General features: G+C 68.0%; 13 protein-coding genes. 8 read left to right on the top strand and 5 right to left on the bottom strand.

The genetic code is table 11. The features are described 5' to 3' along the window. Positions 1 to 75: 75 nt before the first annotated feature. Complete coding sequence (locus V7Q48_RS00395) at positions 76 to 1,698, bottom strand: tetratricopeptide repeat-containing sulfotransferase family protein (protein WP_333835749.1); 1,623 nt, start codon at positions 1,696 to 1,698, stop codon at positions 76 to 78. Positions 1,699 to 1,836: 138 nt separating this feature from the next. Continuing rightward, on the bottom strand, positions 1,837 to 3,861 hold the full coding sequence (locus V7Q48_RS00390; protein ID WP_333835602.1) for a TonB-dependent receptor: 2,025 nt from the start codon (positions 3,859 to 3,861) through the stop codon (positions 1,837 to 1,839). A 598-nt stretch (positions 3,862 to 4,459) separates the two neighbouring features. Here V7Q48_RS00390 and V7Q48_RS00385 point away from each other — a divergent pair. Both V7Q48_RS00385 and V7Q48_RS00380 read left to right on the top strand, forming a co-directional pair. Further along, positions 4,460 to 5,860 (top strand): aldehyde dehydrogenase, encoded by a 1,401-nt coding sequence (locus V7Q48_RS00385; protein WP_333835601.1) that lies wholly within the window; start codon positions 4,460 to 4,462, stop codon positions 5,858 to 5,860. A gap of 30 nt (positions 5,861 to 5,890) precedes the next feature. Then, entirely contained in the window at positions 5,891 to 6,742 is an 852-nt protein-coding gene (locus tag V7Q48_RS00380) for a p-hydroxycinnamoyl CoA hydratase/lyase (protein ID WP_333835600.1), read from the top strand. 37 nt (positions 6,743 to 6,779) lie between these two features. On the opposite strand, the gene V7Q48_RS00375 is transcribed toward V7Q48_RS00380, so the two are convergent. Then, positions 6,780 to 8,036 carry an amino acid permease gene (locus V7Q48_RS00375; protein WP_333835599.1) on the bottom strand — a complete coding sequence of 419 codons (1,257 nt, stop codon included), beginning with the start codon at positions 8,034 to 8,036 and terminating at the stop codon, positions 6,780 to 6,782. 484 nt (positions 8,037 to 8,520) lie between these two features. Here V7Q48_RS00375 and V7Q48_RS00370 point away from each other — a divergent pair, with 484 nt between their 5' ends. The 6 genes from V7Q48_RS00370 (at position 8,521) to glgX (ending at position 19,410) form a co-directional block, all read left to right on the top strand. Next, positions 8,521 to 10,932: a glycogen/starch/alpha-glucan phosphorylase gene (locus V7Q48_RS00370; protein ID WP_333835598.1), complete on the top strand. Its 2,412-nt coding sequence runs from the start codon at positions 8,521 to 8,523 to the stop codon at positions 10,930 to 10,932. 9 nt (positions 10,933 to 10,941) lie between these two features. Then, positions 10,942 to 13,119 carry a 1,4-alpha-glucan branching protein GlgB gene (gene glgB / locus V7Q48_RS00365; protein ID WP_333835597.1) on the top strand — a complete coding sequence of 726 codons (2,178 nt, stop codon included), beginning with the start codon at positions 10,942 to 10,944 and terminating at the stop codon, positions 13,117 to 13,119. Between the two features lie 28 nt (positions 13,120 to 13,147). Continuing rightward, positions 13,148 to 14,407, top strand: coding sequence for a glucose-1-phosphate adenylyltransferase (gene glgC / locus V7Q48_RS00360; RefSeq protein WP_333835748.1), 1,260 nt, complete (start codon positions 13,148 to 13,150; stop codon positions 14,405 to 14,407). A 166-nt stretch (positions 14,408 to 14,573) separates the two neighbouring features. Next, on the top strand, positions 14,574 to 16,022 hold the full coding sequence (gene glgA / locus V7Q48_RS00355; RefSeq protein WP_333835596.1) for a glycogen synthase GlgA: 1,449 nt from the start codon (positions 14,574 to 14,576) through the stop codon (positions 16,020 to 16,022). After that, positions 16,019 to 17,647, top strand: a complete 1,629-nt coding sequence (locus V7Q48_RS00350; protein ID WP_333835595.1) for an alpha-D-glucose phosphate-specific phosphoglucomutase — start codon at positions 16,019 to 16,021, stop codon at positions 17,645 to 17,647. The genes glgA and V7Q48_RS00350 overlap by 4 nt, the downstream gene beginning before the upstream one ends. Beyond that, on the top strand, positions 17,647 to 19,410 hold the full coding sequence (glgX, locus tag V7Q48_RS00345; RefSeq protein WP_333835594.1) for a glycogen debranching protein GlgX: 1,764 nt from the start codon (positions 17,647 to 17,649) through the stop codon (positions 19,408 to 19,410). Before V7Q48_RS00350 ends, glgX begins: the two co-directional genes overlap by 1 nt. Positions 19,411 to 19,416: 6 nt before the next feature. Here glgX and V7Q48_RS00340 read toward each other — a convergent pair whose 3' ends face one another. Continuing rightward, entirely contained in the window at positions 19,417 to 20,025 is a 609-nt protein-coding gene (locus V7Q48_RS00340; protein WP_333835747.1) for a 2-dehydro-3-deoxy-6-phosphogalactonate aldolase, read from the bottom strand. A gap of 34 nt (positions 20,026 to 20,059) precedes the next feature. Beyond that, positions 20,060 to 20,926, bottom strand: coding sequence for a 2-dehydro-3-deoxygalactonokinase (locus tag V7Q48_RS00335; RefSeq protein ID WP_333835593.1), 867 nt, complete (start codon positions 20,924 to 20,926; stop codon positions 20,060 to 20,062). Between the last annotated feature and the right edge of the window lie 90 nt (positions 20,927 to 21,016).

The following is a 21,016-nucleotide window of genomic DNA, read 5'->3' as shown; positions in this document are numbered from 1 at the left end:
AGCGGTTACAATCGGCACCATTCGATCACGCGAAGCCGTGGCAGATTTGCAACGGATGGCCGAAGGGTGTCTTATTTATGCTGTCATGCCATCCTTTTGCGGCGCAGCAGGATATGCAGCGAGAACCGGCCCCAGCGCGTCCTTGAGCGGGTCGAGCCAGGGCTCGAACGGCTTCCACGCCTCGGTCCCGTCGCGATAGATCGGCTGGCGGACCTGCTCCGAACTCGCGGTGCGCACCGCGCGTTCGGTGCGGTGGAAGGCAAGGCACGCTTCCTCGAACGGCAGGCCGCAGAACTGCAGCAGGGCGCGCACCTCGGCCTCGGTGTCCTCGACCATGCGCTCGTAGATCACGCGGTGGACATGGCCGGGCAGCACCGCATCGACATGCGCCATCAGCCGCACGTAATCGGCGTAATAGCGCCCCATGTCGGCAAGGTCGTAACTGAACCCCTGCCCGCGCGCGAAGTGCTGCTTGAAGTTGGAGAAGCAGCAGCCCAGCGGATGGCGCCGCGCATCGATGATCCTGGCGCGAGGCAGCATCAGGCGGATCAGCGGCACATGGACCCAGTTGTTGGGCATCTTGTCGATGAACAGGGGCCGGTCGGTGTGGCGCTGGATGCGCGTGGTCTTGAGATAGCTTTCGCCCATGGCGCGCAAAGTCTCCGCCGACAGCCCGGCCAGCCCTTGCGGGTACTCTTCGATCTGGCGCGCCAGCTGCGTCACGTCGGGCAGTTCGCTGGTGCCCTCGACCTGGCTGTGGCTCGCCAGGATCTGCTCGACCAGCGTGGACCCCGAGCGCGGCATCCCGACGATGAAGATCGGATCGGGCGCGGGGCAGCCATCCTGGCCATGTGCCGCGAACAGCGCGGGGTTGGCGGTGGCTATCAGGCCATCGACCATGGCGGAGGTATCCTCCGCCTTGTAGGGAATGCGCTTGCGGCGCAGCGCGTTGCCGGCCGCATAGTGTCGGAAGGCAAGCTCGGCCTCGCGCCGGTCCTCGAAGGCCTTGCCCAGCGCGAAGTCGAGGTGCCAGCGGTCTTCGGCCCCGAGCGCGGGATCGGCGAGCGCAGCCTCCATCGCGGCGATGTCCCCCTCGTCGAAGCGCACGGTCTTGAGGTTCGCGAGGCTCCACCACGCCTCGCCCAGCCCCGGCATCAGCGCGATGGCGCGGCGATAGGCGGCGATGCCCTCTGCCTGCTGACCGACGGTCTTGAGCATGTGGCCATAGCTCATCCACACGCGTGGTTGATCGGGCGCGTCGCGCAGCACGCGCGCATAAAGCGCCAGGGCTTCGTCGAACGCGCCGATGCGACCATTGGCGGCGGCGGCTAGGTTGGCATGGCCCAGGTTGTCCGGGTCTTCCTGCGTCACCAGGGCAAGCTGCTCGAGCGCTTCGGCCGCGCGGTTGGTGCGATAGAGCACAAGTGCGAGGTTCGCGCGGGCCGGGGTGAAGCCCGGCGCCAGCTCGACCGCGCGGCGCAGCAGGTTCTCGGCATCCTGGTAGCGGCCGATCCGCCCCGCCAGCTCGGCGAACAGGCGGATCGCGCGCACGTCGAACGGATCGTCCTTGAGCAGCGCGCGCAGCAGCGGCTCGGCCTCGGGCAGGCGATTGGCGTTCATCGCGGCTGCGGCCGCAACGAGGCGGGGATCGTAAGCTGGGCGGGGCGGCGCGAAGGCGGGGCTGGTTACGGTGTTCATCGTGGCGCTCACCAACCATGGCGGCGCGCCGCGATCAAGGGGCGCCTGCAAGAGGACCTGCCCTGCACCCGGCCCCTTGCTGCCAGCCGCCCTGTTGCCAGCCCCTGTTGGTACCCCCCCTTTGCTGCGTACCGTCGGTCAGCGCAGCCCGATCCTGAGCCCCGCCCAGAGCGTGCGCGGGGTGCCGATGTCGATCGTGCCGCCCGAATTGCGCGTGACGATCGTCTCGTCGAACAGGTTCTCGCCCCGCAGCGTCAACGTGGCCCAGCTGGTCAGCGGCACCTCGGCAAAGGCATCGAGCGTGGTTGCGGCGGCAAGCGGCGCGGTCTGCAGGTCGTCCTCATAGGCCAGGCCGACATGGCGCAGCGTCAGCGCGCCGGTCCAGCGCGGCGCCGGATGCCAGGCGAGCGTTCCGCTGGCCGCGACCTTGGGGGTCTGGGCCGGCCGCTTGCCGTCGAGCGCGGTGCCGGGGGCCTCGACCTTGGCGTCGGTCAGGGCGAGGCTGCCATTGAAGGCGACCTTGCCCAGGGTCGCCTCGGCCCCGAATTCGAGGCCGCGCGCATGGACCGCGGCGACGTTCTGGCGCTGGCGCGTGACGGTGGTCCCGACCGAGGAGAGCGTCACGTTGGCGATAGCGTTCTTGACCTTGTTGTCGAACGCGGTGACGGACAGCGTCACGCCAGGCGCCGGCGTCAGGTCGATCCCGCCCTCGAACCCTTCGAGCCGCTCGTTGCGCAGCGCCGGATTGCGCACAGTATTGGTCAGCGAGACCCCGCCGCTGCCGTTGGGCGCCGCCAGCGTGAACGAGCGATAGAGCTCGTTGAGTGTCGGCAAGCGCAGGCCAGAATAGCCGGACGCGCGCAAGCTGGCCCAGGCGGCGGCATGGACCACCGCGCCGGCCCGCCAGCTGCCCTGCCAGCCCTTGCGCGACGCGACGGTCGGGTCGGTGGCGGAGGTAATGGTCTGGACGCCGGCAGCGTTCAGTTCGTTGTAGTGCCCCTGGGTGATCGCCCAGCGGTCCGCCCGGCCGCCCGCGGTCAGCACGACCGGACCAATCGTCCAGTCGTCCTCGATGAAGAAGCCGACGTCATCGGTGCGCCCACCGGCCCGGCGCCGGGCGGTGACGGCACCAGTCACCGCCGACAGCGCGTTTTCCTTGGTCTCGCCGATCGCACGGCGCCAGTCGGTGCCCAACTTGAGCACATGGCCGCCACCCACCGGCGGGCGCAGTTCGAGCTTGCCCCCCAGGCCCGTGGACGGAGTGCCGTACTGGTCCAGCGTCTTCTTGAAGCTGGTCGAGCTGACGGTCACGGCCTTGAAATTGCGGGCCTGGACATAGCTCAGCGCATCGAATTGCCACGCGCCATGGCCGACCAGGCGCAGGCTGCCGTCGGTGCCGCTGATGCTGTTGTTCGCGCCGGCAAAGCGCAGCGTGCGGTTATCGGCGAACGTCGCGACGCGCGACTGCAGCTCGATCGAAGGCGTGAGCGGGGTGACGAAGCGCAGGCCGGTGGACCAGTCGTCGTACTTGGCGCGCACACTGGCGGGCACCCGTTGGCTTTCGGGCGTGGTCCAGAATCCCTTGCCGCGATCCCACCGGCCGGTCAGCACGGCAAAGCCCTGCCCCAGCTTGGGGGCCAGCGCGCCCGACACCGATGTCTCGCCGCGATCGTCGACCATGCCCGATGCATTGAGCAGGCCGAGCTGCGCGGCGCCGGCGCTGGTCATGTCGACGGTGCCGGCGACCGCACCCGCACCGAACGCGCCCGAGCCGCCGCCGCGCTGCACGCGCACGCTCGCAAGCCGCTCCGGGTCGATCGCGCTGAACGGAATGTAGCCGAAGAAGGGATCGGCCATCGGCACGCCATCGAGCAGCACCAGCGTGCGGCTGGTGGCATTGCCGCCCAGGGCGCGCAGCGTAATGCCCTGCGCGGACGGGTTGGTGGCGCGGCTGTCCGCGCGGCGAAACTGCTGGACGCCGGCGGCATTGAGCAGGGCGTCGTCGAGACGGCCGGAGGCGGTGCGCGACAGCTGCTCGGCAGTGATTGTCTGGGTATTGTACGCGGGGGCCGCGGGCGTCGCCGCCAGCCCCTCACCCGTCACGACGATCGGCTCGCCGCGCAGGGCATCGCTGGCGGTGTCCGATCCGGCATCGGCGGCCAATACGGAAGACGGGAGAGATACGAGCGCCAGGGCAAGGCAGGGAGCAACAGTATACGCAAGAGTATTGGGGCGCACGATAATGGGTCCTCTCCTGAGCCGGCGGCAGGCTTGTGCCTAGGCCACCATCGTCGTGGCCGTCACCTGCGATTTTATCATTATGAGGCGGTCTTTTGCGAAAAAGCGCTGCCATGCTGCATCGTGGCGGCACGCATCGTGATTCGCCATTATGCCTTGGGACGAGACCGGCATGGCCACCCCTCGCCGGCCAAAAAAAAGGCCGCTCCGAAATCGGGCGGCCTTGGAAAGTTTGGGAGAGGATGCCTGAAAGGCCCGTCCTGAATGCCGTCGGCGGCGTCACTGTGCAAGTGCGAAAAGCATCGATTGCAATGCAGTTTTTGCAACTAGTGTCATTCTAGATGGGCGGTTCCGCTCCGTATGGACGCTTACTGGATGCGTCGCGCGCAAGCGGAGATCCATGGTTACCGCGGTGAAATGCTGACGGCCGCAGCCTGACGACAATGACGGCCCTACCCTTCCGACCACTTGCACCAGACACAGGCGATTGCTATAACTCATAACATATTACGGGAGACTCAAGATGCAGTTCGAACGGCACAACCCCCTGACCGGCGCTGTCGCGTCGTCCGCTGCGGCGATGCAGGCCTCAGACATTCCCGCCCTCGCCGCCAAGGCCGGCGCCGCCTTCCCGGCCTGGGCCGCGATGGGCCCCAACGCCCGCCGGGCCGTGCTGATGAAGGCCGCCACCCTGCTCGAGGCGCGCGCCGATGCCTTCGTCGAGGCGATGATGGGCGAGATCGGCGCGACCAAGGGCTGGGCGCTGTTCAACCTTGGCCTGGCCGCCAGCATGGTGCGCGAGGCCGCGGCCCTCACCACGCAGATCGCGGGCGAAGTAATCCCCTCCGACAAGCCCGGCTGCCTGGCCATGGCGCTGCGCGAGCCGGTCGGCGTGATCCTCGGCATCGCGCCGTGGAACGCGCCGATCATCCTCGGCGTGCGCGCCATCTGCGTGCCGCTGGCCTGCGGCAATGCCGTGATCTTCAAGGCCTCGGAGCAGTGCCCGCGCACCCATGCGCTGATCGTCGAGGCCTTTGCCGAGGCCGGCTTCCCCGACGGCGTCGTCCAGGTCGTGACCAATGCCCCGGCGGACGCCGCCGATGTCGTCGGCGCGCTGATCGACGCGCCCGAGGTCAAGCGCATCAACTTCACCGGCAGCACCGCGGTCGGCCGCATCATCGCGGTGCGCGCCGCGCAGCACCTCAAGCCGTGCCTGCTCGAACTGGGCGGCAAGGCGCCGCTCATCGTGCTCGACGATGCCGACCTCGACGAAGCGGTGAAGGCCGCCGCCTTCGGCGCCTTCATGAACCAGGGCCAGATCTGCATGTCGACCGAGCGGATCATCGTGGTCGAGGCCGTCGCCGACGAATTCGCCCGCCGCTTCAAGGCCAAGGTCGAGACGATGGCTGTCGGCGACCCGCGCGAGGGTACCACGCCGCTGGGCGCAGTGGTCGATGCCAAGACCGTGGCGCATTGCCGCAGCCTGGTCGAGGATGCGGTAGCCGCCGGCGCGACCCTGCTGGTCGGCGGTGACACGACGCAGAACGTGCTGATGCCCGCGCACGTCGTCGACGGCGTGACCCCGGCGATGAAGCTGTTCCGCGACGAAAGCTTCGGCCCGGTGGTCGGCGTGATCCGCGCACGCGACGAGGCCCATGCGATCGCGCTGGCCAACGACACCGAATACGGCCTCTCGGCCGCGGTCTTCACCCGCGACACCGCCCGCGGCCTGCGCGTCGCGCGGCAGATCAAGTCCGGCATCTGCCACGTCAACGGCCCGACCGTGCACGACGAGGCGCAGATGCCCTTCGGCGGCGTCGGGGCCTCGGGCTACGGCCGCTTCGGCGGCAAGGCCGGGATCGACAGCTTCACCGAACTGCGCTGGATCACGATGGAGACCCAGCCCGGCCACTTCCCGATCTGAATTCAAAGAAACGCCTGAAAGGATAAGAACATGGCAGACGAACAGTTCGTTCGCGCGGAAGAAGATACCGTCGCCGTCACGATCGAGAACCGCATCGCCTGGGTGCGTTTCAACCGCCCGGAGAAGCGCAACTGCATGAGCCCCAAGCTCAACCGGCAGATGCTCAAGGTTATCGAGGAACTGGAATTCCGCGAGGACGTGGGCGTGCTGGTGCTGTCGGGCGAAGGCGATGCCTGGTCGGCCGGCATGGATCTCAAGGAATACTTCCGCGAGACCGAGGCCCAGGGCCTCTGGGCGATCCGCAAGTCGCAGCGCGAGGCCTATCGCTGGTGGAACCGCCTGCGCTGGTACGAGAAGCCGACGATCGCCATGGTCAACGGCTGGTGCTTCGGCGGCGGCTACGGCCCGCTCTATGCTTGCGACATCGCGGTCGCATCGGATGACGCGCAGTTCGGCCTGTCGGAGATCAACTGGGGCATCCTGCCCGGTGGCGGCGCCTCGAAGGTCGCGGCCGATCTCATGCCGCTGCGCAAGGCGATGTACCACGCGATGATGGGCGAGAACCTGACCGGCCAGCAGGCCGCCGCCCAAGGCCTCGTCACCGAAAGCGTGCCGGCGGGCGATCTCAAGGCACGCGTCACCGCGATCGCCGAGGCGCTGCTCAAGAAGGACGGCAATGCGCTGCGCGCCACCAAGTGGGCCGTGCGCCGCATGATCGACATGACCTACGAGAACGCGGAAGACTACCTGATCCGCGCGCAGGAAGCGCTGCACAGCTATGGCGGTGTCGCGGCCCGCAAGGAAGCGACGCGTCAGTTCCTCGACGAGAAGAGCTTCAAGCCCGGCCTCGGCACCTTCGACGCAACGAAGGTCCAGGGCTGACAGCCAGCCTGATCGTGCAAGGTGGGCGGGGCGGCCTTCAGGCCTGCTCCGCCCGCTTGCCGCGCCGGACCATCCAGTAGACCGGCACCCCAAGGACGACCAGGCCCAGGCCATAGCGGATCGCATCGATCCCCAGGCCCCACAGCGCCCAGGCGTTGAACGCCGCCGCCAGGATCGCAACTACCACCAGCACCGGCTCGTCGCGCAGCAGGCGCGTCGCGGAAATCATCGTGGCGATATAGGTCAACATGCCCGCGGCCAGGCTGATCGAGGCGATGAAGGCGAACAGGTTACCCATGTCGCGACCGAAATTGATCAGCGTGATGATGGTCAGCAGCACCGACGAAACGATGTGCGCGTTGATCGGCGTGCCGGCCTTGGTTTCCTTGCCGAACCAGCGCGGGAACAGCCCGTCTCGCGCCATGGCCCAGGGCACCTCCCCCTGCACGAGGATGAAGCCGTTGAGCGTACCGAAGGCGCTGATCGCGGCGAAGATCGCGACCACGCCCGACACGTCGCCGCCCAGGCGCTGGCCAAGGAACTCGGCCACCGGCGACGGCGAGGTCGCCGCCGCGCCCTCGGGCATGTAGCCGCGAAACGCCAGTGCGATGCCGACATAGACCAGCCCCGCCAGCGCCACGCCCCACATTGTCGTACGCGGCACGATACGCGATGCGTTCTCGACCTTGTCCGATGGCACGGTCGCGGATTCGAGGCCGAGGAAGCCCCAGAAGGTCAGGCCGGCTGCGCTGGCGATCAGGCCAGGTGCGAGGGCGACCGGTGGCTGCTCTACACGCGGCGCACCGCTCAGGAACAGCCACAGCGCAAGGCCGATCAGGCCGATGAGCGGCAGCAGCTTGAGCACGGTGGTCACGACCTGCACGTCGCCCGCCGCGCGCACGCCGCGGATGTTGACCAGCGTCAGCACCCAGACCGCGCCCACCGCGAGGGCGGCCGGCAGGCCGGGCGTCTTGCCGATCGAGGGCGCCAGCAAACTGAGGTTGGACACCACCGCCACGGCCACCGCGCCGTTGCCCGACCACACCATGGTCCAGTAGGCCCAGGCTGCGGCAAACCCGGCCGCCGGGCCGAATTGCTGCATCACGTAGGCAAAGGGCCCGCCTGGCAAAGGCATGCGCGCCGAGAGCCGCGCGAAGACATAGGCCATGCACAAGGACCCGGCGATGGTGATGCCCCAGCCCGCCAGCTGGTTGGGCCCGAGCGGCGCGAGCGTCGCAGGCAGCAGGTAGATGCCCGAGCCGATGAGGTTGCCCACCACCAGCGCCAGGGTCATCCAGAACCCGAGCCCGCGTTTGGTCGATCGTTGCAAGGTGCTGGGCTTCCTGTCTGGTTGCGAATGAAACGGGCGGCACAATCGTTGCACCCTTGGACGCCCGCGGTCAAATGTCGCCGGCGAACCGCGCCTGGCTGTCGGCCCACCACCGCCCCGCCTGCATAGGCGTTGTCCACGCGGATTTGCGGATTCGTATTCCTGCCCCGCCCCGGCCACGCCTCCGCTCGAAATTAACAACCCTGCGTCAGTATGCGCTTGTCGCAGGCGCCATCGCTGGCCTACGCCTGCTTGCGGGAGGCCGCAGGACGCATCGTGCGGACTGTGGCAAACAAGCCGCCGGCGATGAGCCGGTTGCCTCCGGGGGGTGGCAATCGCGCATGTCGACACGGTGGCAGGAGCCAGCGAAGGCCGAAAGAACAGGTCCGGTCGCGGGGTGCCAGGGGGCATCGTGCGGTCCGGCGCCAAGCAGGTGGAGCCATACCGCATGAGCCTCGAGATCACGTCTCCGGTTGCCGAAATCGACGCCCACATCATCGATGTGCTGCGCCACCGCGTGGGCAAGGACGAGCGCGCTGCCAAGCCGCACGACTGGTACACCGCGACGGTCTATGCCCTGCGCGACATCGTGATCGACCGCTGGATGGAATCCACCCGCAAGACCTACGACGAGGGCGGCAAGCGGGTCTATTACCTCAGCCTCGAGTTCCTCATCGGCCGCCTGCTGCGCGATGCGCTTTCCAACCTCGGGCTGACGCGCGAAATGGAAAAAGCGCTGGCCAGCCACGGCTTCGACCTCGCCGCGCTCGAGGAGCTGGAGCCCGATGCTGCGCTCGGCAACGGTGGCCTCGGTCGGCTGGCGGCCTGCTTCATGGAAAGCCTCGCCAGCTTAGATATCGCGGCCTACGGCTATGGCATTCGCTATGTGAACGGCATGTTCCGCCAGCGCCTCGACGATGGCTGGCAGGTCGAACTGCCCGAAACCTGGCTGAGCCACGGCAACCCCTGGGAATTCGACCGCCGCGAGAGCGCCTACATGATCGGCTTCGGCGGCGAAGTGATCGACAACGGTGACGGCGTCGAATGGCGCCCGGCCGAAAAGGTCGAGGCCAGCGCGGTCGACACCCCCGTGGTCGGCTACAAGGGCAAGCGCGTCAACACGCTGCGGCTGTGGACCGCCAATGCGCTCGACCCGATCCGGCTCGACGCCTTCAACGCCGGCGACCATGCCGGTGCCTTGGCCGAGCAGGTCCGTGCCGATGCGCTGGTGCGCGTGCTCTATCCCGCCGACAGCACACCCGCCGGGCAGGAACTGCGCCTGCGCCAGGAGTATTTCTTCACCTCCGCCTCGATCCAGGACATCGTGCGCCGCCATGCGCAGTACCACGGCGACGTGCGCACCCTGCCTGACAAGGCCGCGATCCAGCTCAACGACACGCACCCTTCGGTCGCCGTCGCCGAACTGATGCGCCTGCTCGTCGACGTCCACGGGCTGGACTTCGCCGAGGCCTGGGACGTGACCAAGCGCACCGTCGGCTACACCAACCACACCCTGCTGCCCGAGGCACTCGAATCCTGGCCGCTGCCGCTGTTCGAGCGCCTGCTGCCGCGCCACATGCAGATCATCTACGCGATCAACAGCCGCGTCCTGCGCGAGGCACGCAAGTCGGGCCTTGACGACCGCGCCATTTCCGCGATCAGCCTGATCGACGAAGGCGGCGAGCGCCGCGTGCGCATGGCCAACCTGGCATTCGTCGGCGCACACTCGATCAACGGTGTCGCCGCGCTGCACACCGACCTGATGAAGACCACCGTCTTTGCCGATCTGCATGCGCTCTATCCCACGCGCATCAACAACAAGACCAACGGCGTCACGCCGCGCCGCTGGTTGCAGCAATGCAACCCGAAACTGGTCGGTGTACTCAAGGACGCGATCGGCGACGGCTTTCTCGACGATGCGGAAAAGCTGTCTGATCTCAATGCACTGGCTGACGATGTTCAGCTGGGTGAACGCATCGCGGAGGTGAAGCGCGCCAACAAGGTCGCCCTTGCCGGCCACATCAAGCAGTTGACCGGCGTGCGCGTCGATCCCGACGCGCTGTTCGACGTGCAGATCAAACGCATCCACGAATACAAGCGCCAGCTGCTCAACCTGATCGAGACGGTCGCGCTTTACGACCAGATCCGCAGCCACCCCGAGCGCGACTGGACGCCGCGCGTCAAGATCTTCGGCGGCAAGGCCGCGTCGAGCTATCACAACGCCAAGCTGGTCATCAAACTGGCCAACGACATCGCGCGCCGCGTCAATTCCGACCCCGCGGTCGGCGGCCTGCTCAAGGTCGTGTTCGTGCCCAACTACAACGTCACGCTGGCCGAGCGGATCATCCCCGCGGCCGACCTGTCGGAGCAGATATCCACTGCGGGCATGGAAGCGTCGGGCACCGGCAACATGAAGTTCGCGCTCAACGGCGCGCTGACGATCGGCACGCTCGACGGCGCCAACGTCGAGATCAAGGACCGCGTGGGCGACGACAACATCGTCATCTTCGGACTTACCGCCGACGAAGTCGCGCACCAGCGAGCCAACGGCTACAACCCCCGCGCGATCATTGAGGGCAGCCGCGAATTGCGCCAGGCGGTCTCGGCCATTGCCGACGGCGTGTTCTCGCCCGACGACAAGAGCCGCTACACCGCGCTGATGAACGGGCTTTACGACAGCGACTGGTTCATGCTCGCCGCCGATTTCGACGCCTACCACGCCGCGCAGCGCCACGTCGACCAGCGCTGGGAAGACCAGGCCCGCTGGCGTGCGAGCGCGATCCGGAACATTGCCAACGTCGGCTGGTTCTCGTCCGACCGCACCATCGCGGAATATGCCCGCGATATCTGGGGAGTATAACGTCTGGCCATGCAGCCTCCGGCGGATGCCATCGTGGCCCTTCTTGCCGGCACCCATGCCGATCCCTTCTCGTTGCTGGGGATCCATCCGGGGCCGCAAGGCGCGTTTGCGCGTGCCATCCTGCCGGGGGCCGAAACCGCCGAGGCCCGCTCGCTCGACGGCGCCCTGCTCGGCACGCTCGAACGGGTCGATCCCCGTGGCCTTTTTGAGGGACCCGTGCAGGGAACGCGCCAGCCGGTGCGCTATTACTGCAGCGCCGGCGGCGGGGCGCATACCTGGCAGGTGACCGATCCCTATTCGTTCGGTCCGGTGCTGGGGCCGGTGGACGACTTCCTGATCGGCGAGGGTCGCCACCAGCGCCTGTTCGACAAGCTCGGCGCCCATGTCATCGACCACGAAGGCGCGCGCGGCGTGCACTTCGCGGTCTGGGCGCCCAATGCCCGCCTCGTCAGCGTGGTCGGCGACTTCAACGACTGGGAAGCCGCGCGCCATCCCATGCGCCGCCGCGCCGACACCGGCATCTGGGAAATCTTCATTCCCGACATCGGCGGCGGCCGCGCCTACAAGTTCCGCATCGTCGGAGCCGACGGCACGGTCCAGCCCTACAAGGCCGACCCCTTTGCCTTCGCGGCCGAACTGCGCCCGCACACCGCCTCGATCACGCTCGATGCGCCGCCGCATGTCTGGGGCGATGAGGCCCACCGCGCGCACTGGGCCAACGTCGATGCTCGCCGCCAGCCGATCACGATCTACGAGGTTCACCCCGGATCGTGGCATAAGCCGGGCGACGGACGCGAGTTCTACGCCTGGGACGAACTGGCCGACCGGCTGATCCCCTACGTCGTCGACATGGGCTTCACCCATCTCGAGTTCATGCCGGTGTCCGAGCATCCCTATGACCCGAGCTGGGGCTACCAGACCACGGGGCTCTATGCCCCTTCCGCGCGGTTCGGCGATCCGATGGGCTTTGCGCGCTTCGTCGATGGCGCGCACCGAGCCGGGATCGGCGTGCTGATCGACTGGGTGCCCGCCCACTTCCCGACCGACGCGCATGGCCTGTCGCGCTTCGACGGCACCGCGCTCTACGAGCATGACGATCCGCGCCAGGGCTTCCATCCCGACTGGAACACCGCGATCTACAATTTCGGCCGCCGCGAGGTGCGCGACTTCCTGGTGAACAACGCGGTGTTCTGGGCCGAGCGCTATCACGTCGACGGCTTGCGCGTCGATGCGGTCGCCTCGATGCTGCACCGCGACTATTCGCGCAAGGCGGGCGAGTGGATCCCCAACGCCGATGGCGGGCGCGAGAACTGGGAGGCAGTTGCCTTCCTGCGCGCGATGAACAAGGCGGTCTACGCCGCGAGTCCCGGCGTGATGACCATGGCCGAGGAATCGACCACCTGGCCCGGCGTCACCCTGCCGGTGGGCGAGGATGCGCCGCGGTCGTCGGCGCTCGGCTTCGGGTTCAAGTGGAACATGGGCTTCATGAACGACACGCTGCGCTACATGGCGCGCGACCCCGTTCATCGCCGCCATCACCACGACGAGATCACCTTCGGGCTGATGTACGCCTTCACCGAGAACTTCGTCCTGCCGCTGAGCCATGACGAAGTGGTCCACGGCAAGGGCAGCCTCATCGCCAAGATGGCCGGCACCGACGAGCAGCGGTTCGCCAGCCTGCGCGCCTATTACGGGCTGATGTGGGGTTATCCGGGCAAGAAGCTGCTGTTCATGGGACAGGAATTCGCCCAGCGCCGCGAATGGAGCGAGGCACGCAGCCTCGACTGGGACATGCTGCAATATGCCCCGCACCAGGGTGTGCAGGCCTGGGTGCGCGACCTCAACCGGACGTATGCCGCCCTGCCCGCGCTTCATGCCCGCGATTGCGAGCCCGAGGGCTTCGAATGGCTGGTGGTGGACGATGCCCAGGCTTCCGTGTTCGCCTGGGTGCGGCGCGCGCCGGGCGCCGATCCGGTTGTGGTGGTGTGCAACATGACCCCGGCGATCCACGACCACTATCGCCTGCCGCTGCCGCTCGACGGCACCTGGCGCGAGGTCCTCAATTCCGATGCGACGACCTACGGTGGCAGTGGCCTTGGCAATACCGGGCAGATCATCGCCGAGGATGGCGCCGCGCTTGTCATCGTCCCGCCACTGTCGACGATGATGTTCCAGTTCCAGTCATAACCAGAGACGAAAAGGTCAGGAGAGAATGATGCGCGCTACATATGGGCAACCCCTGGCCCGCGATGCCATGGCCTATGTGCTGGCCGGCGGGCGTGGCAGCCGGTTGAAGGAGTTGACCGACAACCGCGCCAAGCCGGCGGTCTATTTCGGCGGGGTCAGCCGGATCATCGACTTCGCGCTGTCGAACGCGATCAACTCGGGCATCCGCCGCATCGGCGTCGCCACGCAGTACAAGGCGCATTCGCTGATCCGCCACATGAACCGCGCATGGAACTTCATGCGCCCCGAACGCAACGAGAGCTTCGACATCCTTCCCGCCTCGCAGCGCATTTCCGAGCTGCTGTGGTATGAGGGCACGGCCGATGCGGTGTACCAGAACATCGACATCATCCAGGCGCATGCGCCGCGCCACATGGTCATCCTCGCGGGCGACCACATCTACAAGATGGACTACGAGTTAATGCTGCAGCAGCACGTCAACTCGGGCGCCGACGTGACGGTGGGCTGCCTCGTCGTCCCCAAGGCTGAGGCCACGGGCTTTGGCGTCATGGGCGTGGACGAGAACAGCGTCATCACCAGCTTCGTCGAGAAGCCGGCCGATCCGCCGACGATCCCCGGCGACCCCGACCATGCGCTGGCCTCGATGGGCATCTACGTATTCGAGACGCAGTTCCTGTTCGACCAGCTGCGCCGCGATGCGGTCACGCCCGGCTCGAACCGCGATTTCGGCGGCGACATCATCCCCTACATCGTCAAACACGGCAAGGCGGTGGCGCACAGGTTCACCGACAGCTGCATCCGCGCAGCCGAGGAAATCGGCGAATACTGGCGCGACGTGGGCACGCTCGATGCCTATTTCGATGCCAACCTCGACCTGACCGACACCGTCCCCGCGCTCAACATGTACGACCGCGAATGGCCAATCTGGACCGATCAGATCGTCGCCGCACCGGCCAAGTTCGTGCACGACGAGGAAGGCCGGCGCGGCACGGCGATTTCGTCGCTGATCAGCCAGGACTGCATCGTCTCGGGCGCGCTCGCCAAGCGCAGCCTGCTGTTCACCGGCGTCAAGATGGGCTCCTACGCGCGGGTCGAGGAAGGCGTGATCCTGCCTTACTGCAATATCGGGCGCGGTGCGCGGCTCAAGCGGGTGATCCTCGATTCGGGCGTGCGCATTCCCGAAGGCATGATCGTGGGCGAGGACCCGGAATACGACGCGCAGCGCTTCCGCCGCACCGACAGCGGGGTGTGCCTCATCACCAAGGCCATGATCGACAAGCTGGGGTGACGCGTCTTGGCGTAAGGCTGCCACCACCCCCAACCCCCTCCTCTAAAGAGGAGGGGGCTTTACGTGATACTCCCCCTCCTCTTCAGGGGATGGGGTCGGGGGGTGGTGGAGCCCAAGCACTCACCCCCGCTTTGACATCACCGCCCTCACCCGGCAGGAGACGACCATGACCTTGCGCGTATTGTCGATCGCATCGGAAGCCGTGCCGCTGATCAAGACTGGCGGCCTGGCCGACGTGGCGGGCGCGCTGCCCGATGCGGTGGCGCCGCACGGCGTCGCGATGACGACGATGCTGCCGGGCTATCCTGCCGTGCTCAAGGCGCTGGGCCGCACCAAGCCGCTGCACCAGTGGGAAAGCCTGCTGGGCGAGCCGGCACGGCTGCTGCAGGGCAAGCTCGGCACGCACCCGCTGCTGGTGCTCGATTGCCCGGCGCTGTTCCAGCGCGAGGGCGGCCCCTATGCCGACATGGCCGGGCGCGACTGGTCCGACAACTGGCGCCGTTTCGCCGCCTTCGGGCGAGCGGCGGCCGACGTCGCAGGCGGCGCGGTCAAGGGCCTCACCTTCGACCTGGCCCACGCGCACGACTGGCAGGCGGCGATGGCGCTGGCCTACATCCGCTTCGCCCCCGCCGGCACGCCCGTGCCCACGGTGATGACGATCCACAACATGGCCTTCCAGGGCTATTACGGCTCCGACATCTTCGCTCTGCTCGAGTTGCCCTCGTGGGCCTGGACTTACGACGGCGTCGAATATCACGGCGGCGTGGGCTTCCTGAAGGCAGGCCTTGAAAGCGCGAGCGCGATCACCACGGTCAGCCCGACTTATGCGCGCGAGATCCGCCAGCCGGCGTTCGGCATGGGCCTCGAAGGGCTGATCGACAGCCGCGGCGACCGCGTGACCGGCATCGTCAACGGCATCGACCCGGCGGTGTGGAACCCCGAGACCGACAAGCACCTGCTCCAGCGCTATTCGTGGCGCTCGATCGCGCGGCGCAGCGCCAACAAGCGCGCGCTGGAACGCGAGTTCCATCTCGACCAGAGCGATGGCCCGCTGTTCGTGTGCATCTCGCGCCTGACCTGGCAGAAGGGTATCGACGTCCTGCTCGAGGTGATCGACCACATGGTCGGTCTCGGCGGGCGGCTGGCGCTGCTCGGCGCCGGCGATCCGGCGATGGAGGCGGGCCTTCATGCGGCCGCCGCACGCCACCCCGGCAAGGTTGCCCTGCGCATCGGCTATGACGAGGCGTTGTCGCACCGGCTGCAGGGCGGCGGCGACGTGATCCTGGTGCCCAGCCGGTTCGAGCCGTGCGGGCTGACCCAGCTCTACGGCCTGGCCTATGGCTGTGTTCCGCTGGTCGCGCATACCGGCGGGCTGGCCGACACCGTGGTCGATGCCAACCTCGCCGCGATCCAGGCGGGGGCCGCCACCGGCATCCAGTTTGCGGGCGTCACTTATCCGTCTTTCGCAGATGCGATAACCCGGACGATAAATCTTTACCATCAGCGCGATACCTGGACGCAGATGCAGCGCACGGGCATGAAGACGGACTTTTCGTGGAAACGCAGCGGCCAGGCCTATGCTGCGCTCTATCGGCAACTTGCGGGGGCAGAATGACGACGACGCACAGCAGCACGCCATTTGCGGGACAGAAGCCGGGTACCTCGGGCCTGCGCAAGAAGGTTCGCGTATTCGAGCAGCCGAACTACACCGAGAACTTCATCCAGGCGGTGTTCGACGTGGTCGAGCGCCCCGCCGGCAGCACGCTGGTGATCGGCGGTGACGGCCGCTACCACAACCGCACCGTGATCCAGCAGGCGATCCGCATGGCTGCCGCGAATGGCTATGCCCAAGTGCTGGTCGGCCAGGGCGGCATTCTCTCGACGCCGGCCGCCAGCAACGTGATCCGCCAGTACAAGGCGAGCGGCGGCCTGATCCTGTCGGCCAGCCACAACCCCGGCGGGCCGGACGAGGACTTCGGCATCAAGTACAACATCGCCAACGGCGGCCCCGCGCCCGAGGGCGTGACCGAGGCGATCTATGCCCGCACGCAGACCATCGACCGCTGGATGGCCGTGGACGCCCCCGACATCGACCTCGACACCTGCGGCAGCGTCGATGTCGGCGGATGCCAGGTCTCGGTGATCGACCCGGTGGCCGACTACGCCGACCTGATGGAGCGGCTGTTCGATTTTGCCGCGATCCGTGCAGCGGTGGCAGGCGGCTTCACGATGGCGTTCGACGCCATGCATGCGGTCACGGGCCCCTATGCCGTCGAGATCCTCGAAAAGCGCCTGGGCTTTGCCGTCGGCACGGTACGCAACGGCGTGCCGCTCGAGGACTTCGGCGGCCACCACCCCGATCCTAACATGGTTCACGCCAAGGCGCTGTTCGACACCATGTTCGGCGACGATGCGCCCGACTTCGGCGCTGCATCCGATGGTGACGGCGATCGCAACCTGATCGTGGGCAAGCACCGCTTCGTCACCCCCTCCGACAGCCTCGCCATGCTCGCCGCCAACGCGCACCTCGCGCCCGGTTATGCCAAGGGCTTGGCCGGCATCGCCCGTTCGATGCCCACCAGCGCCGCTGCGGACCGCGTCGCCGAGGCGCTGGGCGTGCCCGCGTTCGAGACCCCGACCGGCTGGAAGTTCTTCGGCAACTTGCTCGATGCCGGCAAGGTCACGATCTGCGGCGAGGAAAGCGCCGGGACCGGATCGGACCACGTGCGCGAGAAGGACGGGTTGTGGGCCGTGCTGCTGTGGCTCAACATCCTCGCGGTGCGCAAGATCAGCGTCGATGCGCTCGCGCGCGAACACTGGGCCAAGTACGGCCGCAACTACTATGCGCGCCACGACTACGAGGGCCTCCCGACCGACAAGGCCGACGCGCTGATGGCCGAACTCAAGGCCGCGCTCGCCACGCTTCCGGGCAAGGACTTCGGCCCGCTGACCGTCGCCGAGGCCGACAGTTTCTCGTATCTCGATCCCGTCGATGGCTCGACCAGTTCGAACCAGGGCCTGCGCGTGCTGTTCGAAGGCGGCTCGCGCATCGTGTTCCGCCTCTCGGGCACCGGCACCGAAGGCGCGACGCTGCGCGTCTATCTGGAGCGTTACGAGCCGGCCGACGGCTATCTCGATCGCGAGACGCCCGACATGCTGGCCGACCTCATCGCCGCGGCGGACGCCATTGCCGGCATTGCGCGCCACACCGGCCGCACCGCGCCCGACGTCGTCACCTGATGGCGCATACCTGGCGGGTCCGGTCGCCACGGGCCGAAGCACTGTGGCTCTGCCTGTTCGCGGGCGAGACCGAGACCCGCCACGCCATGGCGCGCGAGGGCGACGACTGGGTCCTGACCCTGCCGGGCGACCATGCCGGCGTGGCTTACGGCTATCGCGCTGACGGGCGCTGGGCGCCGGACGAGGGCCTGTGGTTCGATCCGGCCAAGCTGCTGGTCGATCCGCGCGCGGTCGAGCTCGATCGCCGCTTCGCCTTCGACCCCGCGCTGGCGATCTACGGGGCGGACACCGCCGCCCTCGTCCCCCGCGCGATCGTGCCTGCGCCCTTGCCCGAGGTGCCGCAGCAGCCGCCGGTCTTCACCGCTGGCGGGCTGATCTACGAGGTCAATGTCCGCGCATTCACGCTGCTGCACCCCGATGTCCCCGAGGCGCAGCGCGGCACCGTGGCGGCGCTGGCGCATCCCGCCGTGCTCGCCCACCTCAAGAAACTGCATGTCGCGGCGGTAGAATTGATGCCGATCGTCGCCTGGCTCGACGAACGCCACCTGCCCCCGCTCGGCCTCACCAACGCCTGGGGATACAACCCGGTCGCGTTCATGGCGCTCGATCCCGGCCTGTGCCCCGGCGGCATGGCCGAACTGCTCGAAACGGTCGCCACGCTGCGCCGCCACGGCATCGGCACGCTGCTCGACCTCGTGTTCAACCACACCGGCGAGAGCGAGGAGATCGGCCCGATCGTCTCACTGCGTGGACTGGACAATGCGGCGTACGCGCACACCCCCGAAGGCCGGCTGGTCAACCACACCGGCTGCGGCAACACCCTCGATTTCGCGCAAGCCTCGGTGCGTGCGCTGACGCTCGACACGCTGCGTCACTTCGTGCGCCATGCGGGCGTCGACGGCTTCCGCTTCGACCTCGCCCCCGTGCTGGCGCGCGGGCCGGACTATGCGGCCGATGCGCCGATCTTCGCCGAAATCGCCGCCGATCCCTGGCTGGCCGACCGCGTGATGATCGCCGAACCCTGGGACATCGGCCCCGGCGGCTATCGGCTGGGGGAGTTTCCCGAGGGCTGGCTCGAATGGAACGACCTGTTCCGCGATGATGCCCGCCGCTTCTGGGGCGAGCAGGGCACGGCCGCTGTGCTGGCGACGCGGCTGGCGGGGTCGGCCGATGTGTTCGGCCCCTGTGCGGCTCGCGACTGCCGCAGCGTGAACTTCATTGCCGCGCACGATGGCTTCACCCTGGCCGATCTGGTCAGCTACACGGCCAAGCACAACGAGGCCAATGGCGAGGCCAATCGCGACGGGCACAACGACAACCATTCGTGGAACTGCGGGGTCGAGGGCCCGAGCGACGATCCCGATGTGCTGGCGCGCCGCGCCACCGCAAAGCGTGCATTGCTCGGCACGCTGTTCGCCTCGACCGGCACGATCATGCTGACCGCAGGCGACGAATTCGGCCGCACGCAGCAGGGCAACAACAACGCCTATTGCCAGGACAACGCGATCGGCTGGATCGACTGGGCCACCCGCGACCGCGACCTCGAAGACCATGTCGCGACGCTCGCCGCAGCGCGAGCTGCCCGGCAATCCGCCATGGCGCGCTTCCCCGAGGATGGCACCTGGACCGCACCCGATGGCCGCATCATGGATGCGGCGGAGTGGAATGACCCCGCTGCCCCCGGCCTCGCCTGGGCACCTGCGCGCGCGAGCGACCGAGCGGGCTTCGAAGTCGATCGCGAGGACGGCCTGACGCTGCGCTGAGCGGCCTCAGCCCAGCAGGCGGCGCAGTTCGGCGGTGAAGGCCTTGGCCGCCTGGGCTACCTCGTCGACGCTGCGCCCCGCCTTGTAGAGCGCCGAGCCGAGCCCGCCGCCGGCTGCGCCCGCCGCCATCCATTCGCCCAGGTTCTCGGGCGTGACGCCGCCGACGGCGAGGATCGGGATATGGCGCGGGATCACCGCGAGGTGCGCCTTGAGCACGGCGGGGCTGGCCGCCTCGGCCGGAAACAGCTTGAGCCCATGCGCCCCGGCCGCGAGCGCGGCGAAGGCCTCGGTCGGGGTGGCATAGCCGGGCAGCGAAACCAGCCCGCGGGCGGCAGTATGCGCGATCACCGCCGGATCGACGTTGGGCGAGACGATCAGCCGCCCGCCGGCCTCGGCCACCGCGTCCACGTCCTCGACCGTGAGCACCGTGCCCGCCCCCACCAGCACGTCGCTGCCAAAGCGATGCGCGATGCGGCGGATGGATTCGAGCGGCTCGGGGGAGTTCAGCGGCACCTCGATCATCGTGAAGCCGGCCGCGATGATGACATCGGCCATCGCCTCGATCTCGTCAGGGCGCACCCCGCGCAGGATCGCGACGAGCGGGCAGGCGTGCATCGCGGTTGCAAGCAGTTCGGCGGGCTTGGGTCCTTCAGTCACGCAGCAATCTCCCGATGCGGGTCACGCCGGCCACGAACGCGGCCTGGCTGTCGATGAGGTGGGCCGTCCCGCCGCATTCGGCAATGGCGGCGGCGTAAAGCGTGCCCAGCGCAGGATCGGCCAGCAGATGGACCACCGTGCCAGCACCGACACCCGCGCCGCGCACGTCGCTGCCGATCAGCAGGCCCGAGCAATAGGCCGCGCTGTCTTCCGGCGCACGCAGGCCGAGCAGCGCCGAGGCGCGCACGCCGAACAGCGTGGTCAGCAGTGCGCCCTCGGCCGAGGCGCGCACGCCGGCACGGAATGCCGGGCCATCGGCGACCGGGCCATCCAGGAACTCGGCCAGCAGGCTGTGCTGGCGCAGCAGGGCATAGATCTCGCCGGTCATGCTCGTGGAGAACCCGGCAACCGCGCCGCGCTCCATCCGCGCCCATTTGCAATGCGTGCCCGGCTGGCACAGCAGCGCATCCCCTGGCGCCAAACCCGCCTCGACCGCGCCGAGGAACTGCACTTCCTCTCCGCGCATCACGTCGCCGCGCGGATCGCACAGGCCCGGCACGAGGACCGTGCGCGCGTCGATGGCATGGACCGCGCCGGCCAACGCAGCCGTGTCCGCCGGGCACGGCAGGTAAGGCACCGTCACCCAGCCGCGCTGCGAGCCGACCATGCCGGCCGCGATCACCGGCCAATCCCCCAGCCGCGCACGGATCGCGTCGATCTCGGCGGCAAAACCGCCCGCCTCGATCGCCAGCACGCCGCGCCCGTCGCGCTCGACATGCGCAACTGCGCCATCCGGCCCGAGCACGAAGACGCGCCGGTTGGTGGTGCCCCAGTCGATGGCCAGCGTGCATTCGGTCATGGCGGTGTGCCCCTGGATGGTTCGGGCGTGCTGTGGCACAGTGGCGTCTCGTTGGGAATAAGTCCGAGTTGTTTGCGGGGCCGTTTTGCG

This window comes from Novosphingobium sp. (assembly GCF_036803765.1).
Classification (GTDB): domain Bacteria; phylum Pseudomonadota; class Alphaproteobacteria; order Sphingomonadales; family Sphingomonadaceae; genus Novosphingobium.
Note: the sequence above shows the minus strand (reverse complement) of the source record. Positions and strands in the feature narration are given on the sequence as shown.

Coding starts and splice junctions, on each gene's coding strand:
- V7Q48_RS00395 (WP_333835749.1), bottom strand. CDS start 1,698: ATGAACACCGTAACCAGCCCCGCCTTCGCGCCGCCCCGCCCAGCTTAC.
- V7Q48_RS00385 (WP_333835601.1), top strand. CDS start 4,460: ATGCAGTTCGAACGGCACAACCCCCTGACCGGCGCTGTCGCGTCGTCC.
- V7Q48_RS00380 (WP_333835600.1), top strand. CDS start 5,891: ATGGCAGACGAACAGTTCGTTCGCGCGGAAGAAGATACCGTCGCCGTC.
- V7Q48_RS00375 (WP_333835599.1), bottom strand. CDS start 8,036: ATGACCCTGGCGCTGGTGGTGGGCAACCTCATCGGCTCGGGCATCTAC.
- V7Q48_RS00370 (WP_333835598.1), top strand. CDS start 8,521: ATGAGCCTCGAGATCACGTCTCCGGTTGCCGAAATCGACGCCCACATC.
- glgB (WP_333835597.1), top strand. CDS start 10,942: ATGCAGCCTCCGGCGGATGCCATCGTGGCCCTTCTTGCCGGCACCCAT.
- glgC (WP_333835748.1), top strand. CDS start 13,148: ATGCGCGCTACATATGGGCAACCCCTGGCCCGCGATGCCATGGCCTAT.
- glgA (WP_333835596.1), top strand. CDS start 14,574: ATGACCTTGCGCGTATTGTCGATCGCATCGGAAGCCGTGCCGCTGATC.
- V7Q48_RS00350 (WP_333835595.1), top strand. CDS start 16,019: ATGACGACGACGCACAGCAGCACGCCATTTGCGGGACAGAAGCCGGGT.
- glgX (WP_333835594.1), top strand. CDS start 17,647: ATGGCGCATACCTGGCGGGTCCGGTCGCCACGGGCCGAAGCACTGTGG.
- V7Q48_RS00340 (WP_333835747.1), bottom strand. CDS start 20,025: ATGCACGCCTGCCCGCTCGTCGCGATCCTGCGCGGGGTGCGCCCTGAC.
- V7Q48_RS00335 (WP_333835593.1), bottom strand. CDS start 20,926: ATGACCGAATGCACGCTGGCCATCGACTGGGGCACCACCAACCGGCGC.